The following is a 17,424-nucleotide window of genomic DNA, read 5'->3' as shown; positions in this document are numbered from 1 at the left end:
GGCGTGAACGTCTCCGACCGTACCGAGTACGCGCTCGCGGTCGTCGGTGTCGCCCTCTGTGCGCTGACGGCGAGAGTCGGCGGTTCGACCCAGCGGGCCTGCCCGGGGGTCGACGGCGCCGTCTACGAGGCGGTCGGCGTCGACCCTCGGGGAGTCAGACTCCTCGGCGTCGAGCTCCCGTCGCTGGCGCTGTCGTGGTACGACGGCTGTAACTGGCGGACCAATTCCCTCGTTCCGCTGGCCCTCGGCTGCCTCTGTCTCCTCGCGGCGGTGGTGATCCGCCGTCGAGGCGCCTGACCTGTCGTGAGTGATCGTCCGACGGCTGTGCGCCCCCGTCGACGGAACGCTTATGACTGGCTACGGACTACGTTAACATTGATCATGACTCCGACCAAGTTCCGGGAGCGACTGAGGGAGACCGACGGGAGGGTCGACGTCGAGGCGCTCTACGGTGCGCTCCGGTACGTCCGGGACGACGGACGCGGGCGACGCGGGCGTCGTCGCTGAGCGCCGAGTCGGCGCGCTGTCGCTGGGGTGCGCGTACCGGTCGGTGAGAGCGAGCGACGGTCCGAGCTGGGACGGGCGCGCTGAAACGTCTGCGTGGGTGGCCGACGAGTGTCGTGACGAGGTGTCCGGTCCGGTCGGCGACGGCCTGTCGTCGGGTTCAGTCATGTGGTCGCCCGTCGGTTGCGGGTTCCCTGTTCGTACCGTCGGATCCGCCTCCCCTCCGGCGGTCCGTCGACGGGAGTAAGCCGACGTTGCGGTCGCGGCGGCGCGAGAAAGCGGCTCATAGTTAACGAAACCGACGCCGGACGGGCGTACATGAATCTCGCCGTGATCGGCTTCGGTAACGCCGGGGGGAAGGTCGTGGACAAACTGCTCGCGTTCGAGTCCGACACAGGGCGGTCGCTGTGTCGCTTCGCGCTCGCGGTCAACTCCGCGGAGATCGACCTCGCGAAGCTCGACTACGTGCCCCGCGACAACCGTATCCTCATCGGCCAGACCGACCAGCGCGTCAAGGGTCGCGGCGCGGGCGCCGACCCGGAAGTCGGTGCGATCATCGCCCGGCAGGACCACCACGAGATCGAGCGCGCCATGGACGGCGTCCCGATCCACGACATCGACGGCTTCCTCGTCGTCGCCGGCCTCGGCGGCGGGACCGGCTCCGGCGGCGCGCCCGTCCTCGCCGAGACCCTGAGCGACCGCTACGCCGAGCCGGTGTACGGCCTGGGCGTCCTCCCCAGCGCCGACGAGGGTGGCCGGCCCGCGTTCAACGCCGCCCGCTCGCTCACGTCGTTCACCGAGGCCACCGAGAACCTCATCCTGTTCGACAACGACACCTGGCGCCAGCACGGCGACTCCGTCGAGATGGGCTACGACCGCACCAACGAGGAGATCGCCCGCCGCGTCGTCACCCTGCTCGCAGCGGGGGAACTCGACGGCTCGCAGATCTCCGAGGCCGCGATGGACTCCTCGGACGTCAAACGCACGCTGGCCACCGGCGGCGTCAGCTCTATCGCCTTCGCCTCTTCCAGCCTCGAATCGGGCACCCGGGAGGAGAAGGGGCTCATCAGCCGGTTCACCAACGGCCACGACGAGGGCCACGACGAGAGCGACCTCACGATGAAGGTCCACGGCCTCGTCCGGAAGGCGGTCAAGTCCCGCTTGACGATCCCCGCCGAGATCGATTCGGCCGAGCGCTCGCTGATCGTCGTCTCCGGGCCGCCCTCGGAGTTCTCCCAGAAGGGCATGCGTCGCGCTCGCGAGTGGCTCGAACGCGAGACCGACAGCGTCGAAGTCCTGGCCGGCGACGACCCCCGCGAGCGCGCGGACACGCTCTCCGTGGCGGTGCTGCTCTCGAACGTCACACGGGTCGACCGCATCGACGCCCTCCAGGACCAGGCCGTCGACGCCAAGTCCAACATCCAGCAACAGGCCGACACCCGCGAGGACGAGATCAGCGACCTCATCACCGACGATTCCGGCGAACTCGACCCGATCTGATTGGGTTTGGGTGAGGATTCGTATCGCCGGGGCTGCGGGTGAATCCGAGACCGCGACCGCCGACCGCGGACGTGACTCATAGACTGCGAACAGCGTGAAAGCCCCGGCCGTCTGCACTCCCGCGGCTCGCTGTGCTCCTCGGTCGTTGCACTCCCTGCGGTGCTTACATCGCCGGGGTTCGTGCAGACGGCCGCCCCTTTCATTCCCACCCATGTCGGCTGGTGACCCGTCTGTGCGGGTGGGAATGAAAGGGGCCGCTGGCTCCGGGAAGACGGGAGACGCAAGCACCACAGGGCGGAGCCCGAGGAGCGCAGCGAGCCCCTCGACCGGAGCCAGCGGGGGCTTTCACGCTGTTTGCGCCACCACCAGTCACACGGTACGGTCGCGGTCGCAGTGCCGTCGGCACAGTCGCGCTCCGTTCACCCGGCATCTTATTGTGCAGGTAGGCAACGGGATACACATGACCGACACGCGCCGCGTCCAGCTCGTCGACGCGTTCACGACGGAACCGATGGCCGGCAACCCGGCGGGGGTCGTCCCCGAGGCGGCCGACCTCGCCGACGACCAGATGGCCGCCATCGCGTCGGAACTCGGCGCGAGCGAGACGGCGTTCGTCGGGTCGAGCGACGAGGCCGACTACCGGCTGCGCTACTTCACGCCCGAGCGCGAGGTCGACCTCTGTGGACACGCCACGGTCGCAGCGGTCGCGTCGCTGTCCGACCGCGACGAGGTCGCCGACGGCACCCACACCGTCGAGACCGAAGTCGGCACCCTCGACGTCGAAGTCGAGGCCGACGGTACCGTCTGGCTCACGCAGTCGCCGCCGGAGATCCGCGAGGTCGACGTATCGCTCGACGAGGTCGCCGACGCGCTCGGCCTCGACACCCCTGCGCTGTCGGAAGTCGGCGAGGACCTGCCGATCGCCCGCGCCTCGACCGGCCTGCCCTTCCTCGTCGTCCCGGTGGGCTACTTCGAACAGCTCTCGGCGGTCGAGCCCGACCTGGACGCCGTCGAGACGCTCTGCGAGGAGACGGACACCGAAGGACTCTACGCCTTTACGTTCGACACGCTCGAAGGCGAGGCGACCCTGCACGGGCGGTCGTTCGCACCGCTGGCGGGCATCCCCGAGGACCCGGTCACGGGAACCGCCAGCGGCGCGGTGGGCGCCTATCTGCGCTATCAGGCCGCGCTGGACACCGAGGACCCGCTGGTGTTCGAACAGGGCCACTTCCTCGACCGCCCGGGACGGGTACTGGTCGATACCCGTGAGGGCGAGGAGGGCGCGACGGCGCCCCGCGTCGGCGGGCGGGCGGTCACGACGCTCGACGGCGATCTGACGATCCCCGAGTCCGACGAGGACGACATCATCGAGGCCTGACCCGGTCCATCGGACCGATCGACGGCGGAGCGACCGACGGCGGAGCGACCGACGGCCGGGCGACCGACGGCCGGGCGACCGACGGCGTGTGACGGCAACCCGTGAGACCGCGTCTCGGGTACTCGGAATCGAAACAATATTCCGGATACCGGCGCTGTTACCGCCTCTAGCGCAAGGTTTTTATCGGCGACGGGGCCGGAAACTTCTTGAGCGTCCTCGGCGACACTGTGGATACGGTCATGGCATTACTCTGGCTGGACGACGTTACGGCCGAGGACTTCGACTCGGTCGGAGGCAAAGGCGCATCCCTGGGGGAGCTGACATCGGCGGGTCTGCCGGTGCCCCCCGGGTTCGTCGTGACGGCCGAGACGTACCGGTCGTTCATCGAGGAGACCGGTATCGACGAGGAGCTGTTCGAGGCCGTCGACGTCTCCGTCGACGACTCCCAGGCGCTCGCGCGGGCCGCCGAACGCGCCCAGGAGCTCATCCAGGAGACGGAGATGCCCGACGACATCCGCGCGGAGATCCTCGAAGCCTACGACTCCGTCGAGGACGGCGACGCCTCCGTGGCGGTCCGCTCGTCGGCGACGGCGGAGGACCTCCCGGACGCCTCGTTCGCCGGCCAACAGGAGACGTTCCTCAACGTCACCCGCTCGGGCCTGCTCGACAAGGTACGGGACTGCTGGGCCTCCCTCTTTACGCAGCGCGCTATCTACTACCGACAGGAACAGGGCTTCTCTCACGACGTGGTCAACATCGCCGTCGTCGTCCAGCTGATGGTCGACGCCGACAAGAGCGGCGTCATGTTCACGAGCCACCCCACCACGGGCGCCCCGCAGGCGATCGTCGAGTCCGCCTGGGGCCTGGGCGAAGCGGTCGTCTCGGGCGCCGTCTCCCCCGACAAGTACGTCCTCGACCGCGGGACTGGCCAGCTGCGCGACGCGACCGTCGCCACGAAGAAGGTCATGCACGTCCGCGACGAGGAGACCGGCGAGACCATCGAGCGCCCGGTCCCCGACGACAAGCGCGACGAGCAGGTCCTCTCGGAGGCGGAACTGGACCGCCTGGTCGGCCTCGGCGACGAGATCGAATCGTACTACGGCGACCCTCAGGACGTCGAATGGGCCATCGCCGACGGCGAGCTGTACGTCCTGCAATCGCGCCCCATCACGACCATCGACGAGGACGCCGGCGAGGTCGAGGGCGCTTCCAACGGCGTCGGCGACGTGGCGGGCGTCGCCGACGGCGGTGCGAGCGCCGAGTCGGGCGGGTCGAGCGGCGACGGTAACGTCGTCTTCTCCGGCATCGGCGCCAGCCCCGGTCGCGTCTCCGGCCCGGCACGGATCGTCCGGAAGCTCGACCACCTCGACAAGGTCGAGGAGGGCGACATCATCGTCGCCGAGATGACCACCCCGGACATGGTCCCGGCGATGAAGCGCGCGGCCGGCATCGTCACCGACGAGGGCGGCATGACCAGTCACGCCGCCATCGTCTCCCGCGAACTCGGCGTCCCCGCCATCGTCGGCACCGAACAGGGCTCCGAGACGCTCCACGACGGCCAGGTCGTCACCATCGACGGCGACAAGGGCACCGTCGAACAGGGCGACGCCACCGGCGGCGACGAGCGCGAGCCCGTCGAGGAGGTCCGCCCGCAGGCGCCCGTCAAGCCGATGACCGCGACGGAGGTCAAGGTCAACGTCTCCATCCCCGACGCGGCCGAACGCGCCGCGGCGACCGGCGCCGACGGCGTCGGCCTCCTGCGGATGGAGCACATGATCCTCTCGACGAACAAGACGCCCGAGCGCTACATCGAAGACCACAGCGCCGACGAGTACGTCTCCGAGATCGTCGACGGGGTGCGGGGCGTCGCCGAGGAGTTCTACCCCCGGCCCGTTCGCGTGCGCACGCTCGACGCGCCCACCGACGAGTTCCGCCAGCTCGAGGGCGGCGCCGACGAGCCCGCCGAACACAACCCGATGCTCGGCTATCGGGGCATCCGCCGCAGCCTCGACCGCCCCGACCTGTTCGCCCACGAACTGGCCGCCTTCCGCCGGCTGTTCGAGCTGGGCTACGACAACGTCGAGATCATGTTCCCGCTCGTCAACGACGCCGAGGACGTGCTCCGGGCCCGCCGACTCATGGAAGAGGCGGGCATCGACCCCGACAAACGCGACTGGGGCGTGATGATCGAGACGCCCGCCGCCGCGCTGGGCGTCGAGTCGATGGCCGACGCGGGCATCGACTTCGTCTCCTTTGGCACGAACGACCTCACCCAGTACACCCTCGCCGTCGACCGCAACAACGGCCGCGTGGCCGATATCTTCGACGAGCTCCACCCATCGGTGCTGAAGCTCATCAGCGAGACCATCGAGACCTGCCGCGAACACGACGTGGCCACGAGCATCTGCGGCCAGGCCGCCTCGAAACCCGAGATGGTCGACCACCTCGTCAACGAGGGGGTCACCTCCATCTCCGCCAACATCGACGCCGTCCGCGACGTGCAACACGAGGTCAAACGCGTCGAGCAGAAGCTGCTGTTGGATTCGGTGCGGGACTGACCCGTCGCCCGACGCGCGAGGCCGACCGATCGACTCACGGGCGGGGCCGAACCGTCGCGTGGATATCGGTGGTCGGGCGAAGCTGTATCGACGGCGTGAACGCCAGCGGGCCGTCCATGTGTACCTCCATCTCGACGCGACCGACGAGAGTCGCCAGTGCGAGCACGAGCTCTCGCCGGGCGAACTCATCTCCGATGCACCGCCGTGGACCGCCGCTGAACGGGAAGTACGCGAAATCCGGACGCTCCACGTCCCGCGACCATCGGCCAGGGTCGAAGCTGCCTGGGTCGTCCCAGAACCGCTCGTCGCGGTGGACGGGGCGCTGTGGCATGAGGATCTGCGACCCGGCGGGCAGGTCGTACCCCGCCAGCGTCACCGGTTCCCCGGCCTGTCTGTTGACCCCGGTCGTCGGTGGGTAGAGACGGAGCGTCTCGCGGACGACGGCTCGCGTCTCCGGGAGTGCGGCGAAATCAGCCCCGTCGAGACCGTCGCCGTCGGCCACGGCGTCGTACTCGTCTCGGACGGCGGTCGCGGCCTCGGGATGTTCGTCGAGGAGCCACAGCGCGAGCGAGAGGGCCGCCGCCGGTGACTCGTGTCCGGCCAGCAGGAAGGCGACGACGTTGTGTCGCACTTCCGCCATCGAGAGGGCGCCCCGTTCGTGAGCGGCCAGCAACACGGCACAGGCGTCGTTCGCGTCGCTCCCTCGTCGGTCGGCGAGCAGCGCCTCGACCTGGTCGTCGAGCGCGCCGACCGCCCGGTCGAACCGCCAGTCGGTCGGCGTCGGCACCCACCCTGGCAACGCGAGTCCCGGCCGACGAAAGTTCGCGCGGGCGACGAGCGCGTCGGCCGCGGCCATCGCCCTGTCCGTCTGGCCCCGGAGGTCGGTGGCAAGCAGTGCATCCCCGAGAATCGTCACCGCCAGCCGGCGCATCTCGGTCGTGAGATCGAGCCGCTCGCCCACGTCCCACGTCTCGGCGTACCGTTCGGTCGCCGCGACCATTCGGTCCCCGTATGTCCGCACGCGCTCGCGAGAGAACGCGGGGGCCAGCTCCCGACGGAGCCGCTCCCAGCGCTCACCCGCGGTGGTCGTCACGGCGTGGTCCTCGACGCCGCTGAACAGTTCCCGCTGTGCAGGGCCGATGGTGAACCGGTCGTGGTCGTCTCGGAGGACCCGAGCGATCGCCGACGGGGCGTAGACCACGTACATCTCCCGGCCGGGCATCTCGATGCGGACGATGTCGCCGAGGTTCCCCCAGGAGGACAGCGCCCCCACCGGATCGCGTGCGAACGCCCACCCGTTTCCCAGCACTGGTACCCCGTCGGGCGTCGGGGGCCCGCCTGCCGTCTCGCTCATACGGTGGGGTGACCAGCAAGAACCAAAGCCCTATTCCGACGTATCCCAACCGGTTTTATTACGGCCGACGGATCTCCGGTCGATGCGGTACCTCAGGATCTTGCTGTATCCCGATCCGGCGGCGCTCCACCCCGTCGAGGCGGCACTGGCCGAGGACGAGACCGTCCATCGGCGCGCCATTCACGTCGTCAAGTCCATGCCCGACGGTTCGCTGGTGATGCTCGCGGAGATAGAGGGTGACCTGGACCGGTACCGCGAGATCATGGCCGCCGAACCGACCGTCCGCGAGTTCGCCGTCTCCGGGGTGGAGACCGGCTACTGCTACAGTCGTGTCGAGGCCACGTCGCTGACTACGCAACTGCTGTCCCACACCGAAAGCGAGTCCTTCGTCGTCGAGATGCCCATCGAGTACACGGGAGACGGGGGCCAGCGTGTCACTATCGTCGGCCAGGAGGCGGACCTCGCCGGCGGAGCGCTCGACCTGCCCGAGGAGATCGACGTGGAACTCCTCTCGACCGGCCCGTACCGGCCCGACGCCGCGGGCGTGTTCGCGGACCTGACCGACCGCCAGCGCGAGGTGCTGGAGACGGCGCTGGACCTTGGATACTACGAGACGCCCCGGCAGGCCACCCACGAAGACATCGCCGACACGCTGGACGTCGAGGGCGCGACCGTCGGTAAACACCTCCGACGCGTCGAGGCGACCGTCTTCGAAAAATACGTCCGATAGCATCGGTATCGACGGCGCGGTGGGCCGGCCGTGGACTCGACGGCGCGAGCGGCGGCGCGAGGGTGCGATACGTCCCCGGGAGCGTCCCTGGTCGTGACCGACAGACACGGGAGTTCCCGCGGAGAGCGCGGTCCTGCTCTCGGGGCGCCCGGCGCGTCGGCCAGGCCTTCGTTCCACCGGCCCGACGTCGCTGATGCTCGTCAGAGACTTCTTTGAGACGGTCGACCCCCTCGTCGACGAGGGCGTCACCTCCATCTCCGCGAACGTCGACGCCGTCCGCGACGTGCAACACGGGGTCAAGCGCGTCGAGCAGAAGCTGCTGCTCGACGACGTGCGCTGAAACCAGGCGTCGTCCCACCGTTCTTCCGAACCCCCGCGTCAGCCCCGCCGCGACCGGCGGCGGGCGAGCGCGACCCCCACCGAAACCGTCGTGACGACGACTCCGCCGGCCGGCCCCAGCGCGCCGTCGGCGGCGGTCGTCGCCGTGGGGACGGGGGACTCGACGACCAGTAATCGACCCGTCGCGTTGCCCGAAACCGTCCACTGGTACCGCCGTTCGGTCTGTCCGGCCGGCTCGACGACCGGATCGCCGCCGACGACCGAGGGCTCCCACTCACCGGGGAGCACGAGGCGGAGGTCCCACCGGTCGCCCGCGGTGCTGTTCGCGAGCGTCCGGGAGTACGTCGAGCCGACCACGAGGTCCTCGCCCGGCCGGACGTACCCCTCCCACGCCGCCTCGTACCGGAGGAGCACCCAGCCGTGGGTCGGCGTCGGGTCGCCGGCCCCGACCCACGACTCGGGCTCGTGGCGAACCGACCGCGAGACTGACGTGAGTTGGCCGTCGTCGTCGGCAGTTCGATTGAAGATCTCGCGAATCCGCCGTTCGCCGTCGAACCACTGCGGATCCTGGCTGTCGTTGCCCGCCGCGTCCGCTTCCGCCGACGACCGGGCCGGGTACGCGACCAGTACCGACAGCGTCGCCGTGTCCGACCCCTCGTCCACGTCGACGGTCAGTCGCCGCGTGACGTTCGTCGACGGCACCCCCGACTGGACGCCCCCGTCCACGACCGCCCGTCCGGCCGTCGGCCCGGCCCCCGTCGCTGCACGTTCGACACTCGCCACTGGTCCCACCGCCACGAACAGGACGGCGAGGGCGACCACGAGTGCGGTCCCGGCCAACCGTGATAGTCGACTCATGCTGAGTTGCCTTCGTTCGATGTGACGGGTCCCGAGCTGCGAACCGCGCGCGTTCTCCAAACGCCTACTTTCCGTTTCCGTTTCCGGGGCCGAAGACGGTCACGGACCCACGGCCGCGGAAGAGTCCGTCGGGAACCCCTGCAGGGACTCCTCGTCGGAGAACACCTCGGCGTGACTGTACGCGCCCGTGAACGACACATCGGTCCTCGCGCCCCAGAGGGCGTCGGTCGCGACCGCCTCGCCCAACTCCTCCGGACTCTCGATGCTCCCGTCGCCGTCGTATTCGGTGACTTCCCTGTCCGCCCGTCCCGCATCGTCGGCCGCTGCCGAGCCGACTCCGTAGCAGCCGAGGGCGCTCGCCCCGAGCACCGAAAGCACACGCCGCCGTTTCATCGAATGACTGTCCCACTCCGGTCCACCCGACTGCGACCCGTTCTTGTTATCTATTTATTGACGTACTTTTGTAAATACATTACTGAATATTATAAAGGTTGATGTATTCCATCGTGGGCGAGGATCGGCCATCGGAACACGCTGCGGTCCCGGGGCCGCGGGGCCCGCGCGGCGCGACCGGGTCGTCACCGTCCACGGCGACCACGGTGAGACCCCGTGGGACCGTCGTGGTGTCGAGGATCGAGAGGGATGCGCGTGCGGTCGGGTTTGACTCGAACGGATCGCTGTGAGACACTCCGGGCTCGACCGCAGGACTACGTGCGGTCGACCCGGTAACCGCTCGCACCAGTCCGTCTCAGAAGAAGGTGAGCTTGTCCCGCCGGTACAGGTCCATCTCCGACACCATCGAGGGGTCCTGCTCGGCGGCGAAGCGGACGGCGTCGGCGATCTCGGTCGGCTCCGAGGCTTCACCCTTCTCGAAGCGCTCCTCGAAGGACTCGCCGCTCTCGCTGGCGAACTCGCTGCGGACCTCGGCGGGGTCGATGGTGGTGACGGCCACGTCGTCCTCGCCCACGTCGGCGCCGCCCTCGGCCAGCGCGAGGGCGGTCGCCTCGCCGGTCCCGGGACTCCCGCCGGTCACGGGTCACGATCGCCGCCTGTCCGTCCAGGGACTGCTCGCTCGACGTGGCGCCCGATGGGATGGCACCCGGCATCCGTGCCGGTCGTCGCCGGTGGAGCCACCGGTCGCTCGATCCCGACGTCGCGGTCGGATCACCGACCAGTGAGCGTCAGAACCGCCGCGTGAGTCCGCGATTCGGGCTGAAATCGACGTTCCCGACAGATTCTTGATTCCAGAGAGGTACGTTTAATCATGATGTTTGGCGACGGAGGAGACCAATCTCGCGTGTTCGGGACGCTGGCCGATCCGGAGCGACGGGTCGTCCTGTACTACCTCCGAGAGCACGAGTCGGCGTCGCTCGAGACGCTCGCGGATCTGGTGACGGGGTGGGTCGAAGCCGGGCCGGGGCCCGACCGGACGGTCGCCCGTGACGACGTGCGGGCAGGGCTCCACCACGTTCACCTGCCGGCACTGGACGCGGCCGGACTGGTCGACTACGACCCGGACGGGGGCCGGGTTACGTGCGAAGGGCTCTCGCGGGTAGGGGAGACGGTGCTCGACGCGGCGCTGGCCGCCGATACGAGCGAGGCGCCCGTCGACCTCGGGAGACTGCTCGCTGCGGCCGACGACGCGGGAGCGGACGATGGCGGCTGACGGCGAGCCGCCGCTGCGGGCGTTGCGCGACCGCGCGCTCGGCCCGCCGAAGACGGTCACGACTTTCGGCCCGGAACCGTACGACGACCTGACCGGGGTCCTCGACCGGTTCGACGTCGAACTGCGTCACGAGCCGCTGCCCGTCCCGAAATCGTCGGGGTATCTCGTGGTCAGACGGGGCGACGAGTACCTCGGCGCCATCTCGGCGGCGGGGTTCGACGACCTGCGGGACCGCTCCGGAGCGCCACCCTGGGACGCGACCGCCGCGGCGTCCGCGTACCGCGACCTGGTCGCGCTGCTCTCGGGGGCGTCCTTCGAGATGGACGACAGGGGCCGGATGGTGGCGACTGCTCGCGAGATCGAGGACCGCGCCTGGCGAGCTGGTCGGGGCGCCCTCTACGTGACCTTCCAGTCGCTGTCGGCGTTCGAGGAGCAGGTCTCGACGTACGCGCGGCTCGCGGGGCGGACGGACCTCTCCGTCGCGGTCTACGGCGACCCCGACTGGGAGCCACCGCCGATCGACGGCGTCGACATCCACCGCGACGAGGCCGGGGAGATCAGCGACTTCTGGGTCGTCGCATTCGACGGCGCCGGGGAAGACGACGACAAGTGCGCGATGATCGCCGAGGAGAGCGCGGCCGGGGTGTTCACCGGCGTCGTGACCTACGACCCGACGGTGGTGGACGACCTGACGGCGTACCTCGACGACGTGGCCGCCTCGGGTCCCTGAACGACGGTTCCGACACCGCAGGAGCTAAACGAGTCGCTCCCCTGCGATGGGGTATGCAGCTGGCCGAGCCGCAGGATTTCGAGCGCGTCCTGTCGTCGATGTGTACCGAACCCCACCCCGCGGCTCGGGAGGCGGCCGAACGATTCCTCGCGACGAACCCCGGCGACCCCGGCACTTACCAGAGCGTCGCTATCCTCGAAGAACGCGCCGTCGACCTGCTGGGCGAGGTGACCGGCCACCCGGACCCCGAGGGGTACGTCGCTAGCGGCGGCACGGAGGCCAACATCCAGGCCGTCCGGATCGCGCGCAACCGCGCCGACACCGACGACCCCAACGTCGTCGCCCCCGCGAGCGCGCACTTCTCCTTTACCAAGGCCGCGGACGTGCTCGGCGTGGAGTACCGCACCGCGCCGACGACCGACCACCGGGCCGACCCCGAGGCGATGGCCGAACTCGTCGACGAGGACACCGTCTGCGTCGTCGGCGTCGGCGGTTCGACCGAATACGGCTACGTCGACCCGATTCCGGAGATCGCCGACCTCGCCCACTCGGTCGACGCGCTCTGTCACGTCGACGCCGCCTGGGGCGGGTTCGTCCTCCCCTTCACCGACCACGCGTGGAACTTCCAGAACGCCGACGTAGACACGCTGACGATCGACCCGCACAAGATGGGCCAGGCCGCCATCCCGGCCGGTGGGCTGCTGGTCCGAGACCGGTCGCTGCTGGACGAACTCGCCATCCGGACCCCCTACCTTGAGTCGACGTCGCAGGTGACGCTGACGGGCACTCGCAGCGGCGCGGGCGTCGCCAGCGCCGTCGCGGCGATGGAAGCGCTGTGGCCGGAGGGGTACCGCGAGCAGTACGACCGGTCGATGGACAACGCCGAGTGGCTGGCCGACCAGCTCGCCGCGCGCGGTCACGACGTGGTCGAGCCGGACCTGCCGCTGGTGGCCGCCGACCTGTCGGTGCCGATGACGGAGGAACTGCGCTCGCGGGGCTGGCGCGTCTCGAAGACCGGCGCCGACGAGATGCGCGTCGTCTGCATGCCCCACGTCACTCGCTCGATGCTGCGCTCGTTCGTCGCGGACCTTGACTGGTACTGAGCCTCGACGGACGCCGACCTACGTAGGGCAAATATGAAAGTTTACGATACCCCGCGCGTTACCGCCGGTCGTGTTCCCCGTCGAGGTCCCCGCGCTCCTGTTGGGCAGTACCTGTAGCGACCCCTCCGGGACGCTCGTCGAGGCCGTCTGCACCGCGACCGGCCCCCCGGGCCTGCTCATCGTCCTCGTCTACTCCTTTCTGATCACCTTCATCCTCCCGTTGCCTTCCGAGATCGTCCTGCCGCTGGCCGATCAGCTCCGGCTCGGCCTGCCGCTGTGGGCGAACCTGGCGCTCGTCGTCCTCGTCGCCAGCATCGGGAAGGCCGGCGGCAGCGTCTTCGCGTTCCACATCGGCCAGGAGGCCAAGGAGTCCGGGCCCGTCATCCGGGCGCTGCGGCGCTCGCGGTTCGACGTCATCGAGTGGTCCCAGACGAAAGTCGTCCAGCTCTCCAAGAAGTACGGCTACGCCGGCCTCGCGCTGGCGCTGTCGGTCCCCGCGTTCCCCGACACCCTCTCCGTGTACGCCTTCTCCGTCCTCGAAGACGACTACCTGAAGTTCGCCGCCGCCACCTTCGTCGGTAGCGTCGGTCGGTTCCTCGTCTGGATCGTCGTCGTCCGCGGCGGCGTCGCGAGCCTCTGAGTCGCGCTGGCTCCGCACGAGGGTATCGCGGACCGGCTCCGTCGCCGCAGTTCGCCGCCGCCGGTGCGCTTACAAGGGGTCCGGGTCACCTTCGGGGTAATGGAAGGGGTGCTGTGGTACGTGTTCGCCAGCACCCGTGGGGGTGAGAACCGGGCGCGCATCCTCCGTGCGATAGACGAGCGACCGCGCAACGCAAACCAGCTCGCCGAGGACCTGGACCTGGACTACACCACCGTCCGCCACCACTTGGAGGTGCTCGAAGACAACAACGTCGTCGAGTCCAGCGGCGACGACTACGGCGCCGTCTACCTGCCCACCGAGCAGTGTCGCGCCAACTGGGACACCGTCGAGGAGGTCCTGGGAACCGTTCTGGAGGACGATTCATGACTCAACGACCGACAGAGAGCCGACCGAGAGACCCGCCGACGGCCGACTCGCCGAACGGCCTATCGACCGACGGACCGCCGGCCACGGGACCGCGAGCGACCCGACGACCGGCCGGCCCGCGGAGTCCGGAGACAATTTGGACAGCCTATATGCGGGCGCGTCGCAAAGAGGTGACTCAGCAATGAGCCTGTGGTTCGAGGCCGCCCGCCTGGCCGTGGTCGCCAACGTCGTGCTCCTCGTCGGGCTGACCGCGGTCTGGGGACGCAACTACCGCGCCTACGGCGCCAGCCACACGCTCGGTCTCCTCGTCTTCGGTGCCTTCCTCCTCGCGGAGAACCTCCTCGCGGTCTACCTCCTCTTTTTCCACGGCACCTTCCACGGCTGGGTCAGCGGCGCCGCTCCGGTCGCCCAGCGCGGCATGATGGCGCTCAACGTCCTCGAACTGCTCGCGCTCGCCTTCCTCGTGAAGGTCACCTGGGAGTGACCGCGACCCCGGCCCGCTTGCTCCCTCCTCGTCGCCATCCCACCACGTGGCTGCGTGATAGCCACGCGCTCGGTTGGCTTTATCGTGTCACCCGTCGTACCGATGGTATGGAATACAGACGTATCACGTCCCAGATCGTCGTCGGCGTCGTCGTCGCGCTGCTGGGCCTCGTCCTGCTCGCTCGCACGACCGGCGTCTACGACACCGGCCGACTGCTCGTCTACGCGCCGTCGCTGTTCGTGCTGGTCGGCCTGTTCGCTATCGTCGCGAGCGGCTTCCGCAACCTCGTCGGTCCCCTGATGGTCGTACTCGTCGCCGGCGGCTGGCAGCTGGTCGCGCTGGACTACCTCGCCGCCGAGACCGTCTTCTCGCTGTGGCCCGTCCTGCTCGTCCTGTTCGGGCTCTCGCTGATCGTCGGCCAGTACCGCGCCCGCGCCGTCGCCCGCGAGTCGGACTTTCTCACCTCGGTGGCCGTCTTCGGCGGCCGGGACGAGCGCTCGACCTCGCAGGCGTTCCACGGCGCCGATCTGACCGCCGCGTTCGGCGGCGTCGAACTCGACCTGCGTGACGCCGTCGTCGAGCATCCACCCGCGACGATCAACGCCAGTGCGCTGTTCGGCGGCGTCGACCTGATCGTCCCCCGGGAGTGGAACGTCCGCGTCGACGTCTTCCCGCTGTTCGGCGCCGCCGAGGACGAACGGCCCCGCCGCGCGGAGGAACACGACGAGGTCGACCTCGTCGTCACCGGCTTCGCGCTGTTCGGCGGCGTCTCGGTCGACGACTGATCCGTGGGCGGCAACATTTATACGACGAGGCGCCACAGACACGAGTGAGATGGCAGTCCCGTCCACCCGCCGTATGCGTATGCGAACCTCCTTTTAGCGCCGGGTGGACCCATCGCACCGACGCGGGCTCATATCCCGACCAGGCCGGACGGTCTGGGCGGTGGGACGGGGAAAGCCGGCATCCGACCGCACCGTCACTCCACCAGCGAGCGAGCCCCGAACCACGCGATCGAACGATGACAGCGAATCACCGCGTTAAAGAGCCGACTGGAGGTATCGAGTAGTATGAGCCACGACGACTTCCCCACCGACGAGCCCGCGGTCGTGACTTGCGGGTTGCCCTACGCCAACGGCGACCTGCACATCGCCCACCTGCGCACCTACGTCGGCGGCGACGTGCTCTCGCGAGCGCTGCGGACGCTCGGCCAGGAGACCGCTTTCGTCTGCGGGTCGGACATGCACGGCACCCCCATCGCCGTCGGGGCCGCCGAGCAGGGCGTCGACCCCGAGGAGCTGGCGCTGGGCTACCACGAGCAGTACGAGGAGACGTTCCCCCGCTTCGACGTCGAGTTCGACAACTACGGCCACACCCACGACGAGACGAACCAGGCGATGACGAAGTCGTTCGTCGAGTCGTGGATCGACGGCGGCCACGTCCACGAGAAGGAGATCCAGGTCGCCTACGACCCCGACGCCGACCAGTGGCTGCCCGACCGCTTCGTCGAGGGGACCTGCCCCTACTGCGGGGCGAACGCCCGCGGCGACGAGTGCGACGACGGCTGTCAACGGCACCTCGAACCCGGCGAGATCGAGGACCCGGTCAGCGCCATCACCGGCAACCCCGCCGAGTACCGCGCCCGCGAGCACGAGTTCCTGCGCCTCGCGGACTTCCAGGAGTACCTGCAGGGGTTCATCGACCGCCTCGAAGGCACCGACAACGCCCGCAACCAGCCCCGCGAGTGGATCGAGGGCGAACTCGAAGACCTCTGTATCACTCGCGATCTGGACTGGGGCGTCGACTACCCAGGCGACGACGGCGGGCAGGACCTCGTCCTGTACGTCTGGGTCGACGCGCCCATCGAGTACGTCTCTTCGACGAAACAGTACACCGAGCGCGTCGGGGCCGAGGAGTACGACTGGGAGGCCGTCTGGAAGAACCACGGCACCGACGACCACCCCGAGGGCGGGGAGATCGTCCACATCATCGGTCAGGACATCATCCAGCACCACACCGTCTTCTGGCCGGCGATGCTGCGCGGCGCAGACTTCAACGAACCCCGCGCCGTGGTCGCCAGCGGGTTCATGAACCTCGACGGCGACGCGTTCTCGACGAGCCGCAATCGAGCGATCTGGGCCCGGGAGTTCCTCGACGAGGGGTTCCACCCCGACACGCTGCGGTACTACCTGACCACCGTCGGCGGCTTCCAGGACGAGATCGACTTCTCCTGGGACCGCTTCCGCGAGCGGGTCAACGGCGAACTCGTCGGCAACGTCGGTAACTTCGCCTACCGCTCGCTCCTCTTTGCCGAGCGCAACCTCGGCGGCACGCCCGACGTGGACGTGTCGAGCGAGGTCCGCGAGCGCATCGAGGAGGCCATCGCGGAGTTCGAGGCGGCCATCAACGACTACTCGGTGCGGAAGGCGACGCAGGCCGCCGTCAGGCTGGCGGGCTTCGGCAACGAGTACATCCAGCGCCACGAGCCCTGGAACTTAGACGACGACGAGGCCGCGCCGGTCGTCCGCGACTGCGTCCAGATCGCCAAGGCCGTCGCCGTCCTCGTCTACCCGGCGACGCCCGACACCGCTCAGCGGCTCTGGGACCAGCTCGAAGCGGAGGGATCGGTCGCCGACGCGACGCTCGACGCCGCGCTCGAAGCGCCGCCCGCCGACTTCGGCGAGCCGACCGAGCTGTTCGAGAAGATCGACGAGGACCGGGTCGAAGAACTGAACCGGAAGCTCGACGAGCGCGTCGAGGAAGTCGCGGCGGCCGAGGAGGACGACGCCGAGGGTGACGACGGAACCGAAACCGACGAGGCCGCCGAGGGCGACGAGGGGAGTATGGACGTAGAGGCCCTCGCCGAGGACCGCATCGGCTTCGACGACTTCGAGGAGATCGACATCCGCGTCGGGCGGGTCGAGTCCGCAGAACCCATCGAGGACTCGGACAAGCTCGCTCGCCTCGAAGTGGACATCGGCGTCGAGACCCGACAGGTCGTCGCCGGGATCAAACAGCTACACGACCTCGACGAACTCCCGGGGACGAAGGTCGTCCTGCTGGCGAACATGGAGAAGGCGGAGCTGTTCGGCGTCGAGTCCAACGGCATGGTGCTCGCTGCGGGCGAGGAGGCCGACCTGCTGACGACCCACGGCGACGCCGAACCCGGGACGAAGATCCGGTAGCGAGCGCC

At 69.2% G+C, this 17,424-nt stretch carries 19 protein-coding genes; 15 read left to right on the top strand and 4 right to left on the bottom strand.

Annotation, left to right across the window (positions count from 1 at the left end):
* Positions 1-3 precede the first annotated feature (3 nt).
* The 5 genes from I7X12_RS05150 to ppsA all read left to right on the top strand — a co-directional run bounded on the left by I7X12_RS05150 (position 4) and on the right by ppsA (position 5,940).
* Complete coding sequence (locus tag I7X12_RS05150; protein ID WP_198062793.1) at positions 4-297, top strand: hypothetical protein; 294 nt, start codon at positions 4-6, stop codon at positions 295-297.
* An 84-nt stretch (positions 298-381) separates the two neighbouring features.
* Positions 382-507, top strand: a complete 126-nt coding sequence (locus tag I7X12_RS20665; protein WP_269750353.1) for a hypothetical protein — start codon at positions 382-384, stop codon at positions 505-507.
* Between the two features lie 315 nt (positions 508-822).
* A complete protein-coding gene (locus I7X12_RS05145; RefSeq protein WP_198062792.1) occupies positions 823-2,004 on the top strand; it encodes a tubulin/FtsZ family protein in 1,182 nt (393 codons plus the stop codon).
* Between the two features lie 460 nt (positions 2,005-2,464).
* Positions 2,465-3,382 (top strand): PhzF family phenazine biosynthesis protein, encoded by a 918-nt coding sequence (locus tag I7X12_RS05140; RefSeq protein ID WP_198062791.1) that lies wholly within the window; start codon positions 2,465-2,467, stop codon positions 3,380-3,382.
* Positions 3,383-3,621: 239 nt separating this feature from the next.
* A complete protein-coding gene (ppsA, locus tag I7X12_RS05135) occupies positions 3,622-5,940 on the top strand; it encodes a phosphoenolpyruvate synthase (RefSeq protein WP_198062790.1) in 2,319 nt (772 codons plus the stop codon).
* Between the two features lie 34 nt (positions 5,941-5,974).
* Here ppsA and I7X12_RS05130 read toward each other — a convergent pair whose 3' ends face one another.
* Positions 5,975-7,294, bottom strand: a complete 1,320-nt coding sequence (locus tag I7X12_RS05130; protein WP_198062789.1) for a cytochrome P450 — start codon at positions 7,292-7,294, stop codon at positions 5,975-5,977.
* Between the two features lie 82 nt (positions 7,295-7,376).
* Between I7X12_RS05130 and I7X12_RS05125 the strand changes: the two genes are divergently transcribed.
* Both I7X12_RS05125 and I7X12_RS05120 read left to right on the top strand, forming a co-directional pair.
* Positions 7,377-8,024: a helix-turn-helix domain-containing protein gene (locus I7X12_RS05125; RefSeq protein WP_198062788.1), complete on the top strand. Its 648-nt coding sequence runs from the start codon at positions 7,377-7,379 to the stop codon at positions 8,022-8,024.
* Positions 8,025-8,217: 193 nt separating this feature from the next.
* Positions 8,218-8,364: a hypothetical protein gene (locus I7X12_RS05120; protein WP_198063951.1), complete on the top strand. Its 147-nt coding sequence runs from the start codon at positions 8,218-8,220 to the stop codon at positions 8,362-8,364.
* Positions 8,365-8,402: 38 nt separating this feature from the next.
* Here the strand turns inward: I7X12_RS05120 and I7X12_RS05115 are convergent, their stop codons facing one another.
* The 3 genes from I7X12_RS05115 to I7X12_RS05105 all read right to left on the bottom strand — a co-directional run bounded on the left by I7X12_RS05115 (position 8,403) and on the right by I7X12_RS05105 (position 10,254).
* Entirely contained in the window at positions 8,403-9,221 is an 819-nt protein-coding gene (locus I7X12_RS05115; RefSeq protein WP_198062787.1) for a hypothetical protein, read from the bottom strand.
* Positions 9,222-9,320: 99 nt separating this feature from the next.
* Entirely contained in the window at positions 9,321-9,614 is a 294-nt protein-coding gene (locus I7X12_RS05110) for a hypothetical protein (RefSeq protein WP_198062786.1), read from the bottom strand.
* Between the two features lie 355 nt (positions 9,615-9,969).
* Positions 9,970-10,254 (bottom strand): hypothetical protein, encoded by a 285-nt coding sequence (locus tag I7X12_RS05105; protein ID WP_198062785.1) that lies wholly within the window; start codon positions 10,252-10,254, stop codon positions 9,970-9,972.
* Between the two features lie 231 nt (positions 10,255-10,485).
* On the opposite strand from I7X12_RS05105, the gene I7X12_RS05100 reads away from it, so the two are divergent.
* The 8 genes from I7X12_RS05100 (at position 10,486) to metG (ending at position 17,416) form a co-directional block, all read left to right on the top strand.
* Positions 10,486-10,887, top strand: a complete 402-nt coding sequence (locus I7X12_RS05100; RefSeq protein WP_198062784.1) for a DUF7344 domain-containing protein — start codon at positions 10,486-10,488, stop codon at positions 10,885-10,887.
* Complete coding sequence (locus I7X12_RS05095; protein ID WP_198062783.1) at positions 10,877-11,617, top strand: DICT sensory domain-containing protein; 741 nt, start codon at positions 10,877-10,879, stop codon at positions 11,615-11,617. Before I7X12_RS05100 ends, I7X12_RS05095 begins: the two co-directional genes overlap by 11 nt.
* Positions 11,618-11,670: 53 nt before the next feature.
* Positions 11,671-12,720 carry a tyrosine decarboxylase MfnA gene (mfnA, locus tag I7X12_RS05090; RefSeq protein ID WP_198062782.1) on the top strand — a complete coding sequence of 350 codons (1,050 nt, stop codon included), beginning with the start codon at positions 11,671-11,673 and terminating at the stop codon, positions 12,718-12,720.
* A 70-nt stretch (positions 12,721-12,790) separates the two neighbouring features.
* On the top strand, positions 12,791-13,360 hold the full coding sequence (locus I7X12_RS05085; RefSeq protein WP_198062781.1) for a YqaA family protein: 570 nt from the start codon (positions 12,791-12,793) through the stop codon (positions 13,358-13,360).
* A gap of 99 nt (positions 13,361-13,459) precedes the next feature.
* Positions 13,460-13,747 carry an ArsR/SmtB family transcription factor gene (locus I7X12_RS05080; RefSeq protein ID WP_198062780.1) on the top strand — a complete coding sequence of 96 codons (288 nt, stop codon included), beginning with the start codon at positions 13,460-13,462 and terminating at the stop codon, positions 13,745-13,747.
* A gap of 181 nt (positions 13,748-13,928) precedes the next feature.
* Positions 13,929-14,231: a hypothetical protein gene (locus tag I7X12_RS05075; protein WP_198062779.1), complete on the top strand. Its 303-nt coding sequence runs from the start codon at positions 13,929-13,931 to the stop codon at positions 14,229-14,231.
* 107 nt (positions 14,232-14,338) lie between these two features.
* On the top strand, positions 14,339-15,016 hold the full coding sequence (locus I7X12_RS05070) for a LiaF transmembrane domain-containing protein (RefSeq protein ID WP_198062778.1): 678 nt from the start codon (positions 14,339-14,341) through the stop codon (positions 15,014-15,016).
* A 285-nt stretch (positions 15,017-15,301) separates the two neighbouring features.
* Entirely contained in the window at positions 15,302-17,416 is a 2,115-nt protein-coding gene (metG, locus tag I7X12_RS05065) for a methionine--tRNA ligase (protein WP_198062777.1), read from the top strand.
* The last annotated feature ends 8 nt before the right edge of the window (positions 17,417-17,424 follow it).

The organism is Halosimplex litoreum (assembly GCF_016065055.1).
GTDB classification, from domain to species: domain Archaea; phylum Halobacteriota; class Halobacteria; order Halobacteriales; family Haloarculaceae; genus Halosimplex; species Halosimplex litoreum.
The sequence above is the reverse complement of the archived record's forward strand: the minus strand, read 5'-3'. Positions and strand labels throughout refer to the sequence as shown.